The 17,279-nt window shown below is 56.9% G+C and carries 16 protein-coding genes and 3 tRNA genes; 11 read left to right on the top strand and 8 right to left on the bottom strand.

What is annotated here, in order from left to right; translation table 11 throughout:
* The first annotated feature begins 298 nt into the window (after positions 1–298).
* From AB4Y85_RS16950 to AB4Y85_RS16975, 6 genes are all read left to right on the top strand, one after another.
* Positions 299–967 (top strand): sugar transferase, encoded by a 669-nt coding sequence (locus AB4Y85_RS16950; protein WP_441986097.1) that lies wholly within the window; start codon positions 299–301, stop codon positions 965–967.
* Between the two features lie 153 nt (positions 968–1,120).
* Positions 1,121–2,011 (top strand): glycoside hydrolase family 16 protein, encoded by an 891-nt coding sequence (locus AB4Y85_RS16955; RefSeq protein WP_441986098.1) that lies wholly within the window; start codon positions 1,121–1,123, stop codon positions 2,009–2,011.
* Between the two features lie 51 nt (positions 2,012–2,062).
* Positions 2,063–3,199, top strand: a complete 1,137-nt coding sequence (locus tag AB4Y85_RS16960) for a glycosyltransferase (protein WP_441986099.1) — start codon at positions 2,063–2,065, stop codon at positions 3,197–3,199.
* 277 nt (positions 3,200–3,476) lie between these two features.
* Positions 3,477–5,693, top strand: coding sequence for a GumC family protein (locus tag AB4Y85_RS16965; protein WP_441986100.1), 2,217 nt, complete (start codon positions 3,477–3,479; stop codon positions 5,691–5,693).
* 31 nt (positions 5,694–5,724) lie between these two features.
* Positions 5,725–7,032: an O-antigen ligase family protein gene (locus tag AB4Y85_RS16970; protein WP_441986101.1), complete on the top strand. Its 1,308-nt coding sequence runs from the start codon at positions 5,725–5,727 to the stop codon at positions 7,030–7,032.
* Positions 7,033–7,053: 21 nt separating this feature from the next.
* Entirely contained in the window at positions 7,054–8,001 is a 948-nt protein-coding gene (locus AB4Y85_RS16975; RefSeq protein ID WP_441986102.1) for a glycosyltransferase family 2 protein, read from the top strand.
* A 644-nt stretch (positions 8,002–8,645) separates the two neighbouring features.
* Here the strand turns inward: AB4Y85_RS16975 and AB4Y85_RS16980 are convergent.
* Positions 8,646–9,350, bottom strand: a complete 705-nt coding sequence (locus tag AB4Y85_RS16980; protein ID WP_441986103.1) for a methyltransferase domain-containing protein — start codon at positions 9,348–9,350, stop codon at positions 8,646–8,648.
* 344 nt (positions 9,351–9,694) lie between these two features.
* Positions 9,695–9,769 (bottom strand) — tRNA-Thr (locus tag AB4Y85_RS16985).
* Positions 9,770–9,909: 140 nt separating this feature from the next.
* Between AB4Y85_RS16985 and AB4Y85_RS16990 the strand changes: the two genes are divergently transcribed.
* Entirely contained in the window at positions 9,910–10,224 is a 315-nt protein-coding gene (locus AB4Y85_RS16990) for a hypothetical protein (RefSeq protein WP_441986104.1), read from the top strand.
* Between the two features lie 78 nt (positions 10,225–10,302).
* Here AB4Y85_RS16990 and AB4Y85_RS16995 read toward each other — a convergent pair whose 3' ends face one another.
* Both AB4Y85_RS16995 and AB4Y85_RS17000 read right to left on the bottom strand, forming a co-directional pair.
* Positions 10,303–12,018, bottom strand: a complete 1,716-nt coding sequence (locus AB4Y85_RS16995) for an MFS transporter (RefSeq protein ID WP_441986105.1) — start codon at positions 12,016–12,018, stop codon at positions 10,303–10,305.
* A 230-nt stretch (positions 12,019–12,248) separates the two neighbouring features.
* The gene (locus AB4Y85_RS17000; RefSeq protein WP_441986106.1) at positions 12,249–13,073 is read right to left on the bottom strand and encodes a TrmH family RNA methyltransferase; all 825 of its coding nucleotides are present in this window, start codon (positions 13,071–13,073) and stop codon (positions 12,249–12,251) included.
* 232 nt (positions 13,074–13,305) lie between these two features.
* On the opposite strand from AB4Y85_RS17000, the gene AB4Y85_RS17005 reads away from it, so the two are divergent.
* Both AB4Y85_RS17005 and AB4Y85_RS17010 read left to right on the top strand, forming a co-directional pair.
* Positions 13,306–13,390 (top strand) — tRNA-Tyr (locus AB4Y85_RS17005).
* A 19-nt stretch (positions 13,391–13,409) separates the two neighbouring features.
* Positions 13,410–13,483: transfer RNA gene (locus AB4Y85_RS17010), tRNA-Gly, on the top strand.
* Positions 13,484–13,573: 90 nt separating this feature from the next.
* Here AB4Y85_RS17010 and AB4Y85_RS17015 read toward each other — a convergent pair.
* The 4 genes from AB4Y85_RS17015 to AB4Y85_RS17030 all read right to left on the bottom strand — a co-directional run bounded on the left by AB4Y85_RS17015 (position 13,574) and on the right by AB4Y85_RS17030 (position 16,276).
* Positions 13,574–14,611, bottom strand: a complete 1,038-nt coding sequence (locus AB4Y85_RS17015; RefSeq protein ID WP_441986107.1) for a DNA-methyltransferase — start codon at positions 14,609–14,611, stop codon at positions 13,574–13,576.
* Positions 14,612–14,776: 165 nt separating this feature from the next.
* The gene (locus AB4Y85_RS17020; protein WP_441986108.1) at positions 14,777–14,992 is read right to left on the bottom strand and encodes a type II toxin-antitoxin system PrlF family antitoxin; all 216 of its coding nucleotides are present in this window, start codon (positions 14,990–14,992) and stop codon (positions 14,777–14,779) included.
* A gap of 21 nt (positions 14,993–15,013) precedes the next feature.
* Entirely contained in the window at positions 15,014–15,619 is a 606-nt protein-coding gene (locus AB4Y85_RS17025; RefSeq protein WP_441986109.1) for a hypothetical protein, read from the bottom strand.
* A 441-nt stretch (positions 15,620–16,060) separates the two neighbouring features.
* Positions 16,061–16,276, bottom strand: a complete 216-nt coding sequence (locus tag AB4Y85_RS17030; RefSeq protein WP_441986110.1) for a hypothetical protein — start codon at positions 16,274–16,276, stop codon at positions 16,061–16,063.
* A 297-nt stretch (positions 16,277–16,573) separates the two neighbouring features.
* Here AB4Y85_RS17030 and AB4Y85_RS17035 point away from each other — a divergent pair, with 297 nt between their 5' ends.
* Both AB4Y85_RS17035 and AB4Y85_RS17040 read left to right on the top strand, forming a co-directional pair.
* Positions 16,574–17,068, top strand: coding sequence for a DUF4410 domain-containing protein (locus AB4Y85_RS17035; protein WP_441986111.1), 495 nt, complete (start codon positions 16,574–16,576; stop codon positions 17,066–17,068).
* A 62-nt stretch (positions 17,069–17,130) separates the two neighbouring features.
* The coding region (locus AB4Y85_RS17040; RefSeq protein WP_441986112.1) for a GTP-binding protein at positions 17,131–17,279 on the top strand (149 nt) is incomplete at its 3' end.

Raw genomic sequence — 17,279 nt, forward strand, 5'->3', positions numbered from 1 at the left:
AGCGTTGACGAGGTGAATACTTGATCCGGCAAATACCTAGTACGGACTAGCTGATACCTCTTTTTGTGGGTCATATTTTTCTCTGCCGACAAAATCTGAACATTTTTGATGACCAGTCTCTAAAATGTTGAGTCAAAACTCAGTGCATGTAGCAATATTTCGAGTTCTCAAAGCGCTCCTAATTGTAGTCGGATCACCAGTAGTGGCCGCTCTTGCGAAGTAATAAATAGCGTAGCATAAAAATATATCTGGCCACGAGCGTGGTATCCACCAGCCTGCATGCAAGGAAAGTCGTATCATGCGATACTACAATCCCATCAGTGGCCTTGCGTTGTCGGATGCAGATCATCTCGCGAGAAGGCAGGCAGGCAAACACATCATTGATATCGCCATCGCAGCTGTGGGTCTGATGTGCATTATTCCACTATTGCTGCTGATCGCTGCAGCGATAAAGTTTGATAGCGCAGGTCCTGTCTTTTACCGGCAAGTCAGGATCGGGCGGTTTGGCCGGCCGTTCACATGCTTTAAGTTTCGCTCCATGGTGGTCAATGCCGATGTGCTGTTGGGCCAATATCTGCGCGCCAATGAGAGCGCACTTCTTGAGTGGTCCCAAAAACAGAAGCTTGGTTCCGACCCACGGGTGACGCGGGTTGGAGATTTTCTGCGCCGCTCAAGCTTGGATGAGCTGCCGCAACTGATCAATGTGCTTCTCGGCCAGATGAGCCTTGTCGGACCAAGGCCCATTGTCGAGAGTGAAATGACCAAATACGGCGACGCGATAGGCTGCTACTTGTCGGTAAAGCCAGGCATTACCGGCTTGTGGCAGATCAGCGGGCGAAGCGACTGCAGCTATGACGAGAGGGTGGCCTTGGACACCGCATATGTCACGGACTGGAGTCTCTCAAACGACTTCATCATTCTCGTCAAGACTATTCCAGTCGTCCTGCAGCAGCATGGAAGCTGCTGAGTATTGTAACCTCGACCTCAGCCCATATTTCAAGCGTACGTAACTTCCGATGCTAGGCGTGGTCCCAAGTGTGACTGAGCTGAGATGCCAGAGGAAACGAGGCGCCAGAAAATGTATGGATGGATACATCCGAATACGAAAAGTGCTCGCGCTGTGGCATTCGCGGTCTCAATGTTCGTGTGGATGGCATTCCCGCATGCATCGCAGTCGATGCAGGTTTCTGATGATCCATCGAGTCCCGAGGTGCTGGCCGAAATGGCCTGGGACAAGTCCTTCGCCGGGCAGCCGCTCGATCTTAACGGCTTTACCCAGACATTCGCCGATGACTTCGACAAGCTAAGCATCACGACAGATCTCGGGGCCGGGCCATGGTTCGCCCCTGTACACGGCCCGTTCGGAGGCGCCTCTTTCAGGCCGCCAACAGCCATAGGGCCATTTTTTGTCGAGGATGGCCGGCTCACGATCAGGATGGAAAAACGAGATGACAGGTGGCGCTCCGGCTTGATGCAATCCATGAATTCGAGGGGAGAAGGTTTTGCGCAACGCTACGGTTACTTCGAGATGAAGGCGCGCTTCCCTCCCGGTCATGGATCATGGCCCGCTTTCTGGCTCCTCTCCGCTAACCAGTATGCCGATCCTTCCCAAACGCGCGTCGAGATCGACATCGTCGAAGCATATGGAAAGCAGAATTGGAGCCGCCTTCATTCCTCGGTTCACCTTTGGCCAGCAAGAAGACTCCGCGCTGGCGAGATCAGCAAGCATTGGTGGAAATCGACCCAGAACAAAATTAATGGGAATATGTTTGGCGATAATTGGCATACCTATGGCGCGGCCATTACGCCCGAGCATGTCATCATCTACTTCAATAGAGCTGAAGTTGCCCGTTTCCCTATGCTCCGGGAGTTTCATACTCCGCTCTACGTCGTTGTCGACCTTGCTCTCTTCGAGAAAGAAACTCCGAATGCCGTCAGCCCGATGGACATGATCATAGATTATGTCCGCGTCTGGCAAAAGCCCGAATGGGAAACGGCCGATACCCAGTAAACTACGCCTGCATCAGGTTGCTATCGAACTGTAAAACATCAGGCGGAACGAATGCGCATTGTCCATGTGATTACGAGGTTGCTGCACGGCGGAAGCGAGGAGAACACGATAGCGAGTTGCCTCCATCAAACGCGATCAGGGCATCGGGTGATGCTGGTTCACGGCAGCGAGTACGATCCTTCTTACTATGATGAGCTGACCGGTGAGTTGGAACTGTATCGAGTCAAGAATCTGCTTCATCCGATCCACCCATGGCTTGACGTGCTCTCTACGCGGGAGCTCGCACATCTTTTCCGTTCCCTGCGGGCCGATGTCATTCATACTCATCAGAGCAAGGCCGGCATCGTCGGTCGTGCGGCGGCGGCGCTGGCACAGGTCAGATGCATCGTGCACGGCGTGCACATTGTCCCGTTCGATGGCGTTCCTTGGCTGGAGCGCCAGGTTTATATCCAGGCTGAACGGATGGCCGCACGCGTCACTCACGGTTTCATTCATGTCAGTCACGGCACTGCCGCGGCCTATGAAACGGCCCGAATTGGCCAGAATTCAAAACATTTTATCGTGCGCTCAGGCATGGATGTCGACCGTTACATCTGTGCTGAAAGGCCCGATGACTGGCAGGAGATTGTCAAAGCGCCTGTCGATGCTTCACGCCCCGTCGTGATCCTAATGCTCGCGGCATTCGAGCCGCGCAAAAGACATGTTGAATTTCTCAAGGGTTTCGCCTCGGCAATCAATCGGGGAGCGCCAATCACACTGGTTCTGGCGGGTGATGGGCCTTGCCGTCCCGATGTCGAGAGAGAGATTGCCGCGCTTGGTCTTGGCGACCATGTCGTCCTAACCGGTCATCACCCGAACCCGGAGCGCCTGATCGCACTGTCCGACATCTGTGTTCTGGCTTCCTTGCGCGAAGGCTTGCCCCGCGTCGTCGTTCAGTACCTTGCAGGGGGAAAGCCGGTTGTTGTCAGTCCGATCCGAGGCATCGAGGAGATTGTTCAGCCGAACGTGAACGCGGTCGTGGCTGAATCGGAAAGTGCCGAGGCTGTCGCTCAAGCTGCCGTCGCGCTTGCTTTGGATAAGGTCAGATTGAGTGCGCTTACGGAAGGGACCCGCGAAGCGCGCGTCAAGGATTGGTCTTTCGAGTCGATGTTCTCCGGATTGGATAATGCCTATGAGAGTTTGAAATAATCCGCATTTCCTCAACGCTGAGCGGGCCCGCTTTGCCGGGTCGGAAAAGGTCAAGCTGTGACGGCTTGTTGTGTCTCGTTGCGCCTGCCGTTACATTGGTATTCGTATTTAGCAGGTTCGTGCCTGGACAGGTAAAGTCCGGTGATACCCGGTGCCCTTGAAGGCGGCCTAATTTGAAGCACTTCAATATGCTTCGTGTTGAACTGGCGTACTCCGCATCGACGGAGGAAGTTTTCTGACGAGGACATGAGTTCGACTACATCTTGGAGGCGACAGGATGTTGAAGGCCAATGCCGACCTTGTAAGCGTCGATCATATCTCAGGTGTAGTTTCCGGCCCGTCTCTCCCAAGCGTTGTCGCGTTCGTGCGGCGAAACTGGCTGAGGGTTATCCTTTTTGTAGCCGGTACGGTAGCAATCTCGATCGTATACTTGCTCACGGAGCCTCCAACATACACTGCGCAGGGCGTCGTTTCTGCGGAAGTCCGCCGCCCCACGCAATTCGAGTTAACTCCGAGTGGGGATGACGGCGGCTCCGAGCCCATGTATCTCCAAAGCCAGTTGGAAGTGCTCAGGTCCGACAGCGTCCTGCTGGCAGTCGTCAGAAAGTTGGGCCTGGCCGATGATGGAAGCTTCTTCTCACAGCAACGCTCCCTATTCGACTCCATCAAGGGCTTTATCAAAGGCATCCCGGCCATCTTCACCTCGCAGGACGAGATTCCTCCCACAAAGGAGCAGATGGAACTTGGCGCGGTGGCAGTTATGCGGAACGACCTCGTCGTTCAGCGGGTGCCTTTAACCAATGTCCTGACAATCACTTTCTCATCCCGTCGAGCGGATCTGACCTCTGACGTCGTGAATTCCGTCATCGAGGCTTACATCCAGGATCAGATGTCCTTTCGCCTCTCATCCGCAACCCTCGCAAGCAATTGGCTGCAGAGCCGCGTGCATGAACTCCGCGAGCAGGCCAAGAAGGCTGCCCAAGATGTGCAGGCCTATAAGGAAGAGAATGGCATTGTAGATACCGAGCGCGGTCTCGTCTCGAGCCAGCAGGTCGAACAGCTGACCACGCAGGTCGTGTCGGCCATCAGTCAGGCAGCCGAAACGAAAGCCCGCTTCGATGGGGTGCGTGAGATCCTGAAAGATGGCTCCATCAGCACGATGACCGAGAGCGCCTATAATAACGAGGGCATCGCGCGTCTCAGGACGGAATATCTGGAAGCGAAGAAGGTTGAAGCCTCTCTGATCGGGCGCGTCAACAATGATCACCCGACGATGACCGCGCTACGTGAGCGCATGGCGAGCATACAATCCGCCATCAACGACGAGTTCAAGCGCATCGCGGAGTCCCTTGAGAGCGAACATGCGATCGCGGTGCGACGGGAGAGGGAATTGCGCTCTAGCCTGGCATCGGTCGTGCAGGACGCTGCAACCTTGAACAAAGCGATGGTCCCGGCGAGGGAGCTGGAGGCGACGGCCGAAACATACAAGGCCTTGTATGAGGCTTTCCTTCGCCGATCTGCCGAGCTTCTTCAGCAGCAGTCATTTCCAGGCACCCAGGTGAGGATCCTTTCACCCGCGACCATGCCGACGAGCCCGAGCGGCCCTAAGGCGCCGCTCATCATCCTCGGCGCCGTTGCTTTTGGCACCATCCTCGGATTAGGCGCCGGATTTACCCGCGAGAGGATGGCAAACGCACTACGAACGCAGTCCGATGTCAGGGCTTATCTGGGGCTGCAAATTATCGGCATATTGCCTCGCGTCAGGACCTCGCGCATGAAGGAGCAATGGAGCCTGATCAAGAACTCCCCGCGATCGAGGTTCGCGGAGCAGCTCGGCGCGCTTGCCGTTCTGCTGCTCTCGCCTCAAGAGGTCAGCCGCCGAAAGGTCATCGGTGTCACCTCGGCCGTTCCACGTGAGGGCAAGACCACGCTTGCTGCGACCTTGGCCATGTCTCTTTCCCTGGCGGGATATAAGGTTCTGCTCGTCGATGGCGATTTTCGCAGCTCCATTGACGGCCCATTTGGATTGAACAAGGACGCAACGACTCTTGCTGACATCCTGACAACGAGCAATCGGCCGCTCAAGGTCGCGAGCGCTGCTGGCGGTGCATTCGACATCATTCCCGCAGGGTCACCGACGGACCACATCAACTCCTGTGCATTGCTGTCGTCAGAGCAGATGTGCAATCTGATCGACAAGTGCCGTGATGTCTACGATTTCACCATTCTCGATCTGCCTGCCCAACTGCCTGTTGCCGATGCAAGAGCCGTTGCTCATGTCGTCGACGATTACATTCTTGTCGTCGAATGGGACAGGACCAATCGCAATGCGGTCAGGCGGGCTGTAGACCTGCTTCAGGAGGTCGGCGGATCGATCATCGGATGCGTGTTCAACAAGGTCGATGAGCGCGCTTACTATCGGGAGGAGGGCCTTATCGGCAGAGGCGGGTACGATCGAGCCTTCAAGCCACAGGGGATCCGCCTGAAGGGATAGCAGCCATGCCACTTGCAGCATGCCGATAGCCATGAATGTCGCTCCGTCTGCACTACACTTCGGGATTGTCGAGCGGTTTGCAGCTGCCGTCCTGAGTGTCGGCTTTGCGACCTGCTTCACCGGAATCGAATGGAGTATCGGTGGATTGGTTCTCCGACCGTTCGACGTGATCGCAATCATCGTCCTGCCGATTCTGCTCCTCATGCAGCTTTGGAGGAAGCCATTTCCCGACAGCTTCGGGTTCCTGCTGCTTTCGGTATTCCTGGCCTTTCACACCGCTTCCGCATTCACTGTCAGTACGAGTAACGGCATACGTGAAGCCATCCAGACGACCGAGCTCATCCTCTTTGCCTACATACTCACTGTCTATCGTCGCGGAATCGATTGGCGCCGCTGCAGAGCGATAGTCATTGCCGTCATCATACCCACGACAATCTTCGTAATCCTCTGGCACGTGATGAACGGGCACTACGTAGGCTGGAAGTTCCTTGGGAACACCAAGATGATCTTTCTCTTCCTGCCGGCAATCGTCATTCCCATGCTTATTGGACCAGGGCAGCGCAGGATGTCCTTGCAGATTGCCGTGCTGGCCCTGCTGGCCGTACTGGTTGTCGGCTCCGGCGAACGAAAGGCGCTCCTCAGTTTCGCGATAATATGCTCGGCCATGTTTCTGCTGGGATATCTGGACCCGGTGCGCATGACGATTGGCGCTGTCGTGATCGCTCTCATCGTCATTGTCATTGTCAGCTTGAATACGTATGCCGCCAAGCAGATTGATACTTTGGCCAGCCTGATCAGCAGCAGTGAGTTGCCACTTTCCGCCTTGATGGAGGGCGCTACACCGTCCTCGCTGAGCAACGCTCAAAGGATCTTTGCGCTCGAGATCACTCAGCATGTCGTGGCCGAGAAGCCCATGACGGGGCTCGGTACGAATGCCTATTCCATGTACATCCATTCAACCTTTCCAAGCATTCCCGAGTACCTTTTGGTCGGCGTTCATAACGAGTTCCAAAGGGTGTTGGTTGAGAACGGTATTGTCGGGCTAGTGATTTACAGTGCGATATGGGTGCGCTCCGCGTTGTTCATGTTTTCAATGAGCTATAGCCGGGAGAGATATTATCTCATGTGCTATTTCGCGCTTTTCATATCCTTTCTCAGCTATTGTTTTTTTGAGGGCTCCGGGAATGAGTCGTTTCTCGTTCTCATCTTCGTGGCCATGCTGCCGGATTGCTTCGGCGTGGCTCTGCAGGAAGAGCGCTTGCTTGAACAACGCGTTCGTCACTCTCTGAACCTGAGGTCTGGAGATGGTTTGTCCGGCTATCGCAGCAGCCTGTCTTGAGCAGAGATGAGAGGCCGAGCCATGAGCATTTCGGTGGTCATCACCTGCTACAACAATGGCGCCTTCATCTCGGATGCCATAGACAGCGTCTTGCAGCAGACCAAGGCTCATCTGATCGACAAAATTGTCGTCGTTGACGACGGTTCGACTGACGACAGCTGGGATGTGCTGGATTCCTTGCGCCCGCGAGATCATCGTATCGAGTTGCTACGGGAAAATCGTCGCGGTCCGTCCTATTGCCGCAACCGTGGGATTGAGTGCACCGAATCTGAATGGATCGCCATTCTGGATGGTGACGATATCTGGCTTCCGACAAAGATCGAGCAACAATGGAACAAGATCCAGGAGGTTCCGGATCTCGGCCTCATCTATACAGGGTACTCGATTTTCAAGAACCTGGAGCAAGGCGCCACGCGAGCCAAAGTCCGCAATCTTGAACGGTCCTCGGATACGCAGTCGGACTATTTCCGCTACGATGGACCGGTCATTCCCTCAACCGTGATGGTGCGCCGCCGTGAGTTCAATCATGTCGGCGGGTTCGATGCCGATGTTCGCATTTTTGAGGACACGGAGTTCTTCGCCCGAATAGCAGGCGTGGCGAAGTTCGGCTTCATAGCCGAGTCTCTTGTGCTGAAGCGCGTCCATTCCGGCGCGATAACGGCATCATGGGCTAGCCTCATGGCTCACCATGCATATGTCGCTTTTCGGATCTGCGAGCGAAGCCCGAGGCTATTGCCGCTCATTCCACGCCGTCTCGCCGACCGAGCACGAAAACTGGGCAATACGGCCATTTCGGCGAATGATGTGAATGGGGCGAAGGATTTCTATCGTATCGCCTTGTCTCTCTCCCCTCTCGATGTGCCGGCACGTTTGTCCCTGATCGCTCTGCAGACAGGTATTCCGCTGAAGGGCATCCGATCTCTGCTTCTCTCCCGTAGAGCAGACCGATCCAGGGTTTCGGATGTCTAATGCATCGTGCGCAAAAGAGGCCCAGGTTTTGCACGCGAATGGTTCTGTAGCTTACATTCCGCAAAATTCCACGTCAGGCTTAAGATCGGGGATGGATCTAGACCGATGCCTTTGGCTTATCGAGAGGAGCCTCATGGCGCTGCTCCAGCTTTCGTTTCGCACGCGAACTGCGGGAAGCCAAAAACAGTCCCGCAGCAAGGGCGAAGCAGCTTCCACCAATAGACGCGCCGAGGAGTGCAGCAAGCGTGCCATAGGGCGAAAATAATGCATATGTACCTAGGCCGCCAATGAGGGCAGCAACTAATAGGACCGCCATTGGTGCTCCCACTGCTTCCATTTGTATTGTGCTTTTTATTATTTAAAAATTATCTGTTGAGCCTGTCAATTCAATCCATCTTACCGTTAAGGGCTCTGTCGGAGTAACGCGACTGCAACTTCAGTTCATATGCAAGTGATATAAGGGATAAGTCACTCGGTTGGCTCACTAAGCACGAGTGTACGATTTCCGGATCGCTGCTCGCATCTTTACCGGAGGTTGTTCTAACGACCCGGGAATATCAGCACGTGAAAAAAAGCAGACTTGGGCTGTGATCCTCATGGGCGCATGCCTTGGTTTTCAAGGTTTTTGCGATCGCTTTGGCGGTTCAGCCGAGCTTGCGGGCAATGAAAATGGTTTCGCCGCGCACCAGTCCATAACGAGAAACATCCGGCTCAATCGCCACGAACTCTTCCAGCTGAAAGCCGGCGAACCTGATGCGATCCCGGACATCAGCGCCAAAATAGCGCACGTGGTCTTCCTGGCCGAAATGCAGGTACCGGTCGGCTGGCGTCTGGATCTGGGGGTTCTCGTAGGTCTGGGACCAGCTCTCGACGAAGGGGGTTCTGAGAAGCGCAATCCCGTTGGGCCGCAGCACACGCATCAGCTCCTTGAGCGCCTTGCGGTCATCCACATGCTCGAGCACGTCGAAGCAGATGATCACGTCGCAGGATGCATCGGGCAGCGCAATCTGCTCGATATTGAGCATGAGATCGGCCCGCCCAGGTTCGAGATCGGCGGACTTGTAATCGTGGGTTCTGCGGCGGACGAAACGCCCGACGACTTCTTCCGGTGCGAAGTGCAGAACAGTGGTGCCGTTCTTCAAGATGTCGGGATTATTGTTAAGCCATAGCGCCAGGAGGCGATGCCGCTCCAGGCTTTCGCACTGCGGGCAGCAGGCATCATACCGGGGAGGGTGCCCAAAGCCTCGGAAGAAGCCCTTGAAGCCGCATAGACAGCACTCACGAGGATAGAAACCCTCGATACGGGAGAGAAGGGTCTGCTCATAAGGGGTGAGCAGGACCGTCCTCACACGCGTCCGAACGGTCCTCAACCGCCTCCGAACTCCGTAGGGAAGCTTCGCTAGCCCATGAAACATTCGCGCACCTATGAGTTCAGGTCCCTAGGGGCAGTTCCTGCTGCTTTTCCTGGAGGATAGCCCTTCCGACGTGTCAGGGCTATGCGCGAAGTAAGGTTGGACCAGTGCAAGGGTGTCGAGGCTATGGGCGGCCATGACAGGCACGGTCTCCCTCGCAGGGTGGCATGGCGAATCGGTACGGTTCGGAATGCCGCCGCAATCCCTAAGCGCGCCGCCGCAAGCACATGCAGCTACGGCCCAAGACACGGAAGAACGCGGTATGTGTCTGGGAGGGAAAGTGGTGCCGGTGGAGAGGATCGAACTCCCGACCTTCGGTTTACAAAACCGCTGCACTACCGCTGTGCTACACCGGCTGACTTTCGCGTGCTGAGGTAGCAGCACCGGCCCGGGGACGCAAGTTCCATCGGCAGTCAAAAATTAAGTGCTCCAGCGCACCGAAACTATCCTCCGGTTATGGAATTGTTAGGAGGATGTTCGTCAAGGAGACGCTGAGATGACTGCCCCGAGGGCCTCGAATCACAAGAAGAATCATTCCTTTGGTGGCGGAATTCAGCTGCTCGCTTGCTTGGGTCTGGCTGCCGGCATGACGCTTGCGGCTCTTCCCGCCGAAGCCGCTCATAATGTCGGCCGCGATGGGAAAGCCATTAAGGCTGCGACGGAGGCCAGGACTGACGTCGCCGTGAAGGATCCCGAGACCACCGGTTCGGTCGAAACTTCGGACGATGGACTAAGCTGTTCGCAATCGCGCCGGCGTCTGTTCGTCGAAGGCGAGGGCTGGATCGTGCGCAAAGTGACCACCTGCTATTGATCGCCGACCGATGAGACCTGAAGTGAAAAGCCCCGCCGTGAGGCGGGGCTTTCCTTTTGCGGGTTATGTTTCGCCGTTTCAGCGAGCCGGACCCTCGTAGGTCATGATGTCGCGATCCTTGGTCTCCGGCACGAAGAGGAGGCCGACCACGAAGGTCACGAGAGCGATCACGATCGGGTACCACAGGCCGTAGTAGATATCGCCGGTGGCCGCCACCATCGCGAAGGCGGTGGGAGGCAGAAGGCCGCCGAACCAGCCATTGGCGATGTGGTATGGCAGCGACATGGCCGTATAGCGGATGCGGGTCGGGAAGAACTCGACCAGGGCCGCCGCGATCGGGCCGTACACCATCGTGACGTAGATCACGAGGATGGTCAGGATACCGATGGCCTTGAGAGCCTGGGGGTTGCCAAGGGCATCGAAGAAGCCGCCGACCTTCACGATAGTGGGGTCGCCTGCCTTCGGATAACCCGCTTCCGCCGCAGCGTTCGTGAAGGCGGTGATGTTGGCCGGGATGGCTGCGGCGATCGGAACTTCCTTGCCGTTGAATGTTACCTTCGGCTGAGCGGTGCCGGCAGGAGCGGGAACGAGCTCATACTTGACCGCTGAACGGGCGAGCGACACGCGAGCGATATCGCAGGGCGCGGTGAAGGTACGGATGCCGACCGGATCGAACACCGAGCCGCATGTGGCGGGATCCGCCACGACCTGGACCTGCGCCGTTTCGAGCGCCTGATTGAGGCGCGGGCTAGCGACGCTGGTGAGGGCGTGGAAGAGCGGGAAGTAGGTGATCGCCGCGATCAGGCAGCCGCCGAGGATGACCGGCTTGCGGCCGATCTTGTCGGAGAGTGCGCCGAAGAAGACGAAGCCGCCCGTACCGATGATCAGCGACCATGCGATCAGCACGTTCGAGGTGAGCAGATCGACCTTCAGGATGCTCTGGATGAAGAACAGGGCGTAGAACTGGCCCGTGTACCACACCACCGCCTGGCCGATGGCCAGACCGATCAGGGCGATGAGCACCATCTTCATGTTGCTCCACTGGCCGAATGCTTCCTTGAGCGGAGCCTTCGACTGCGTGCCCTCTTCCTTCATCTTCTTGAAGGCCGGGGATTCGTGCATCTGCATGCGGATCCAGACCGAGACGCCGAGCAGGATGACGGAGAGCAGGAACGGAATGCGCCAGCCTGCAATCGGCCAGCCCTCGCCTGTCTGGAAGCCTTGCTCGCCCATCCAGGTGCGGAGCACGAGAATCACGACCAGCGACAGGAGCAGGCCCACGGTCGCGGTGATCTGGATGAAGCTGGTGTAGAAGCCGCGACGGCCCACCGGAGCGTGCTCGGCCACGTAGACCGCAGCACCGCCATACTCGCCGCCGAGCGCGAGGCCCTGGAGCATGCGCAGCGCGATGAGGACCACCGGCGCGACCCAACCGATCTGGTTGTAGCTGGGCAGCAGGCCGACGAAGAACGTCGAGAAGCCCATGATCAGAATGGTCACGAGGAAGGTGTACTTGCGGCCGACGAGGTCGCCGATTCGTCCGAAGAAGATGGCGCCGAAGGGGCGCACCAGGAAGCCTGCCGCGAAAGCGAGCAGTGCGAACACGTTACGGGTGGTGACGTCGAAGGCGGAGAAGAACTGCGCGCCGATGATCGTTGCGAGAGACCCGTAGAGATAGAAATCGTACCATTCGAAGACGGTACCGAGAGAAGAGGCCAGAATGACCTTTCTCTCCTCGCGCGTCATCGGCCTGACTGCCGATGCCGAGCGCGTTGTCGTGGCTGCTGTTGCCATAGCGTTCCCTTCCATTACTGAGCCCGGTCTCCGCCGGGACGGGCCTGAGCCGCTTGAGGGCTCCGGCCGAGGGATCGTGATTGCGAAGTGCGATCAGGAATCCTTGGAAGGTAAGGCTAGCGCCAATACAACGCTTCACAATTCCCAATTCGTATTTGCGACTTCCGTCTAAGCATTGGGGCAGGCGCTAGAAAGTTGGGTCGAGTCAGAGACTTGAGCGTGCCGTATTTTTACTTTGCTGCGCCTGGCATCACGGCCTTTGTCACAGCAAAAAGCGAGATCGCCGCAGCATTGGAGACGTTGAGGCTCTTGATGGCGCCGGGCATGTCGAGCCGGCCGATGGCATCGCAGCAATCGCGGGTTCTTTGACGCAATCCCTTGCCTTCCGAGCCGAGCACGAGAACCAGAGGAAGGCGCAGCGACAGCGCGTCGATATTCTCACCGCCCTCCGAATCAAGGCCGATGCGCTGGAAGCCGCGCTCGCCGAGCGCATTCAGCGTGTCAGCCAGGTTCTTCACGATCATGAAGGGCACATGCTCAAGGCCGCCCGATGCGGACTTCGCTAGAACGCCCGTGGCCGCCGGGCTGTGGCGCGCTGTCGTGATGATCGCTTCGACCCCGAAGGCGGCCGCGGTGCGCACGATGGCGCCCACATTGTGCGGATCGGTGATCTGGTCGAGGGCCAGTACGACTCGCTCGCCGCTCAAGGTTTCGACGGACGGCGAGGGCAGGGGATCGGCTTCGAGATAGAGGCCTTGGTGAACCGCGTCCGGCTCCAGCAGGCGGTTGATCTCGTCAGGGCGCACCAGCTCGGGCTGCACTGACAGCGGGACGCCGAGTTCCTCGTCCAGACGGCGCATGGAATTCTCGGTCGCGAGAAGGCGGCGAATCGTCCGCTTGCCGTTGCGCAGCGCCTCCGCGACCGGATGCCAGCCGTAGAGAATCGTGACATCGATCTCATGGGGCGGGCGCCAGCTCTGCTGATCCCGGCGGCCGCCTTTTCCGTATTGACGCTGGAATTTCGGCTTGCGGGAGGTGTAGGGGCGCTCGCTCATGATGCTCTTGATCTCTTCAGAATGCTTGAGGGCTCGCCCATACCACAGACCCGCGGCTTTCACGAACCCATGGATCATCGATGCCTGCGGATGTCGTAATTACCTCTTCCTGCCTTGCGCTTTGCTGTTGACAGGGGCCGAGAGGGTCACCATAAGGACGCCACCGAGCGGCCAGCGCAGGCTGACGGCTTCGGAAAGACTACCTCGACGCTTTGCGTCAGGGTTGGGCTTAGGGGGAATGTCCCGAGCGGCAAAGGGGGCGGACTGTAAATCCGCTGGCTATGCCTTCGTAGGTTCGAGTCCTACTTCCCCCACCATCCCAACCTTAAGAAGCATGCGGGTGTAGCTCAATGGTAGAGCAGCAGCCTTCCAAGCTGAATACGGGGGTTCGATTCCCCTCACCCGCTCCACTTTTTCCTTCAAAAAACACCAACAATCACAGGCACTAACCTGGATCGGGCCACCCGGTCAACCGCTACGTTTGCGCCCTGAATTTTGAGTTAGGGCGCACGTAGGGCGCAGGATTCTTCTTTTGAAGCTGTTTTAGGGCGCAGCGTCGCTGACCGAGACGCAATGCTCTCTATGCGCACCGGCACCAGTGCTGCGTATTCGGGATTCAACTCGCAGAGCACAGCGTTGCGCCCGTGAGCGATCGCCACTCCAGCCGTGGTGCCACTGCCACCGAACGGGTCTAGTACCGTGCCGCCTACCGGGCATCCCGCCAGGATACACGGCTCAATCAGCTCAGGCGGGAACGTGGCGAAGTGCGCACCTTTGAACGATTTGGTTGCAACATTCCAAACGCTGCGTTTGTTCTTGCCAAGTGGATTCAGTAGGCACTTCCCGTCAGCACCGAAGTAGCCGCTATGACCCTTTTTAGAAAACTGAGTTGACTGACCCTCGATTAGTCCGCGGCGGGCTGACTCGTTAACTCCGCGCTGACCAACCTCTTTGAACCCGATTTCAACCGCTTTTGCGGCTTCTCCGGTGTGAGGCTCGCGAATTGCGTCATGGTCATAGTAATACTTTGGAGACTTGCTCAGCAGGAAGATGTACTCGTGAGACTTGGTGCAGCGGTCGCGCACGCTCTCCGGCATGGGGTTGGATTTACTCCAGATGATATCCTGCCGCAGATACCAACCATCGGAACGCAGGGCGAAAGCCAACATCCACGGAATGCCAAGCAGGTCTTTCTGCTTTACTCCAGCCGGGTCTGCTGGGCGGATATTCATGCCTCGTTGCGGAAGCTTGTTGTCGGTAGCGCGTGTCTTTCTGCCGCCGCTGGCGTAGCTGTCACCGATGTTCACCCACAGCGTCCCGTCATCGCGCAGAACGCGGCGAACTTCGCGGAATACCTCGACCATCTTCTGGATATATTCTTCCGGTGTTTCCTCCAACCCGATTTGACCTTCTACGCCGTAGTCACGCAGACCATAGTACGGAGGGCTAGTGACACAGGTATGGATAGATTTTTCGGGCAGTTTCTTCAGTGATTCAATGCAGTCACCGACATGAACATCAAGGTTCGTATGTTTCATAAGTCTCCAGCCACGTTGGTTCGCGGCTTGTCAGTTTTTTGTCACGCCGGGCTATGCCGGGCCTGTAACGCGTGAATTCGCGTGCGCTGTTAATTGCGCTGAGGTAAAAGTAACATAGTTACTCAAATTTGAGCAAGTATTTTATGAAAAAATACCTATCAATACTCAAAGATCTTTATAGGCCCGCGCATCGGCCTCACCGTCCCATTCCGAGAAGGTGGCGAACGGGTCTTCTGCTGGCGGGTGCCCGGCCTTGGTGAGGGTGACGCGTCTGCCCTCGATCTCGTAGGCGATCTCGTCCGCAGGCTTCAGGTCGAGTGCAGTGCGGACAGCCTGTGGGATTGTCGTGCGGCCATTCCTGTCAATTCTGCTGCGCGGCATGGCTCGACCTCCTGCTTCATCCTACCCGCGCACGCGCTTGTCAGAGCCGGTGAGGGGTCGCCCCGTACATTCGCGATATAGCTTGTCCAGATCTTCCTTTACGCCTTCAAGTTCGCTCAGCCCGTATTCGGGAAAGTCCTCAAAGTGCATCTGGTCTTCTTCTTCCTTGCTAGTCACGAACATGAGCAGGCTGGCCCTGATGTGCCGCATGGTGATGAGCGAATCGTAGGCATCCTCAAGAGGCGTGAATAGCTTTTTGTCGATGGTGGCTATTTCAACCATAAGTTTGCTCATCAGATCCGTGCGGGCATCGGGAAGACCGCCGCCGCTATAGCCGCCATCCGGATCTTTCCGCCTCCACAAAGCATCTCCGCCGGGGAGTTCTTTGGCGATGTACTCTGCTTCTATTCCCTCCTCATGATCTCCATGAACCTCGCGCAGGGTGACCTCGAGCCGCCATTGTGCCCAGTGATTCACTTCGCACTCACGCGCGAGCAACGTGCGGAACGCCTGGCCTTTGCGACGGTCAGCGCGCCGTCGCTTTATGAACTCGAGCACCTCCTTCAGCACAAAGAGGGAAATCGCAACGACGACTGTTACGGGGAGTAATGAGGGAAGCCAATCCATACAGATGGGCTACAAGGTTGCCGGTATGGAGTCGAGTGGCGAGGCTGTTTCTGAACTCATCAATAAGGAGCGGGCCAGGGAGAGTGGAAGATAGACACTCGGGCGATACTGACGCCACCCAGCGACATTTATTTTTGGGCTGAACGCGCTGTCAGAACCCAGATTTCAGGGCGCAGGTAGGGCGCAATTTCCCGGTCAGATGCGGGATTTTTCGGGATTTAGGGAGATTTTGAAGGGGAAGGGGGCAGTGATTAAGCGGTTGCGATCGTTACAGAAAATGAACTATCGTGATATATTGTGATCCTGTTACGCGCTGCCTTCCAAGCTGAATACGAGGGTTCGATTCCCTTCACCCGCTCCAATCTCTTCCTGAAAATCCAAAACCTTCCGCGCAGCGTTTATTCATGCGCCGCGATCCAGGTTTGATCGAAAAGCTGAAGCTCAATCGCGCCGTTCGACGATGGTGTATTCCGCGTCGATGATGCCGTCATCCGCCTGCCTTTGGCGGTGCTGTTGCTGCGCCTGACGCAGCTTGCGCCGGATATAAACGTAGAAGATGCTCCCGCCGATAAGCATGAGCGGCAGGACGAAGACCAGCCCGACCAGGGCGACCGTCAACACCATGGCCAAAGCCACGATGCCTAAGGCGAATCTCACCAGAGCGCTCAAAGGGCCTTTCGACTGTGTCCCGGTAGGGCGAATAAGATAGATCGTCCGCATCATTGTCTCCCTGTCAAAATATGGGATGCGCAACGTAAGGGCACAAGACGCCTTGGCCGTTTCGGTATCCTGCGCATTAAACATAATTTTGTTATACTGTATCGGCGCTCCGTCTTATCCTCTCTGGAGCTTCTACCGTGTTTCCCCGCCTTCTTATGCACGCGAGTCTCGGGCTCATGATGGGCGGTTGCGTCACCGCCTCCAATACCCTGGCCCCCCGATCAAGTTGCGACCATGCGCTTCCAGGCGGTCGCGGTCAGCTTCCAGCCCGGCGCCCGAATCCGGTGGGGCGATGGAGAGCGTGCTTATGCCGCCTCCAAGGGTCAGAATACCCTTCAAGCCGAGGAGGCCGCCAAGTCGGACGAGGGGCAGGCCCATATCCGGAATGCCATCGCAACCCGGCTTACCCAGGCTTTCGAGAAGAGCCTCAAGGGAGAATTGACGGGCGCGCGGCCTGTCAGGGTTGAAATCAAGGTCAAGGAAGTCGAAATAGCATCCGCGGTGCAGCGCATCCTCATCGGAGGGCATCATCGTCTGAGGGCGGATGTCGATCTCGTCGATGCCCGTTCCGGGGCCGTCGTTCTGGCATTTTCAGATCAGGGAGCCATGGCTCAGGCCGGTCAGGGGATCGGTGGCGTTCTGCTCGATAATGCCTTTTTGGGTGACCCGATTGACCGCGTCATCCAAAACTATGCGACCCAATATCGAAATTGGCTCTTGCGCAATTAGCGCAACCGCAATATCGGGACGCCCTGGGTTTTTTGTTCCTGGCCTATGTAAGGTAGAGATCAATGGCGAAGGAAAAGTTTCAGCGGAATAAGCCGCACTGCAACATCGGAACGATTGGTCACGTTGACCATGGCAAGACGTCGCTGACGGCTGCGATCACGAAGGTTCTGGCGGAGGCTGGCGGCGCGACGTTTACGGCGTACGACCAGAT

It is taken from the genome of Microvirga sp. 2YAF29, assembly GCF_052114605.1.
In the GTDB taxonomy this organism is placed as follows: domain Bacteria; phylum Pseudomonadota; class Alphaproteobacteria; order Rhizobiales; family Beijerinckiaceae; genus Microvirga.

Coding starts and splice junctions, on each gene's coding strand:
- AB4Y85_RS16950 (WP_441986097.1), top strand. CDS start 299: ATGCGATACTACAATCCCATCAGTGGCCTTGCGTTGTCGGATGCAGAT.
- AB4Y85_RS16960 (WP_441986099.1), top strand. CDS start 2,063: ATGCGCATTGTCCATGTGATTACGAGGTTGCTGCACGGCGGAAGCGAG.
- AB4Y85_RS16965 (WP_441986100.1), top strand. CDS start 3,477: ATGTTGAAGGCCAATGCCGACCTTGTAAGCGTCGATCATATCTCAGGT.
- AB4Y85_RS16970 (WP_441986101.1), top strand. CDS start 5,725: ATGAATGTCGCTCCGTCTGCACTACACTTCGGGATTGTCGAGCGGTTT.
- AB4Y85_RS16975 (WP_441986102.1), top strand. CDS start 7,054: ATGAGCATTTCGGTGGTCATCACCTGCTACAACAATGGCGCCTTCATC.
- AB4Y85_RS16990 (WP_441986104.1), top strand. CDS start 9,910: ATGACTGCCCCGAGGGCCTCGAATCACAAGAAGAATCATTCCTTTGGT.
- AB4Y85_RS16995 (WP_441986105.1), bottom strand. CDS start 12,018: ATGGCAACAGCAGCCACGACAACGCGCTCGGCATCGGCAGTCAGGCCG.
- AB4Y85_RS17000 (WP_441986106.1), bottom strand. CDS start 13,073: ATGAGCGAGCGCCCCTACACCTCCCGCAAGCCGAAATTCCAGCGTCAA.
- AB4Y85_RS17015 (WP_441986107.1), bottom strand. CDS start 14,611: ATGAAACATACGAACCTTGATGTTCATGTCGGTGACTGCATTGAATCA.
- AB4Y85_RS17020 (WP_441986108.1), bottom strand. CDS start 14,992: ATGCCGCGCAGCAGAATTGACAGGAATGGCCGCACGACAATCCCACAG.
- AB4Y85_RS17025 (WP_441986109.1), bottom strand. CDS start 15,619: ATGGATTGGCTTCCCTCATTACTCCCCGTAACAGTCGTCGTTGCGATT.
- AB4Y85_RS17035 (WP_441986111.1), top strand. CDS start 16,574: ATGCGCTTCCAGGCGGTCGCGGTCAGCTTCCAGCCCGGCGCCCGAATC.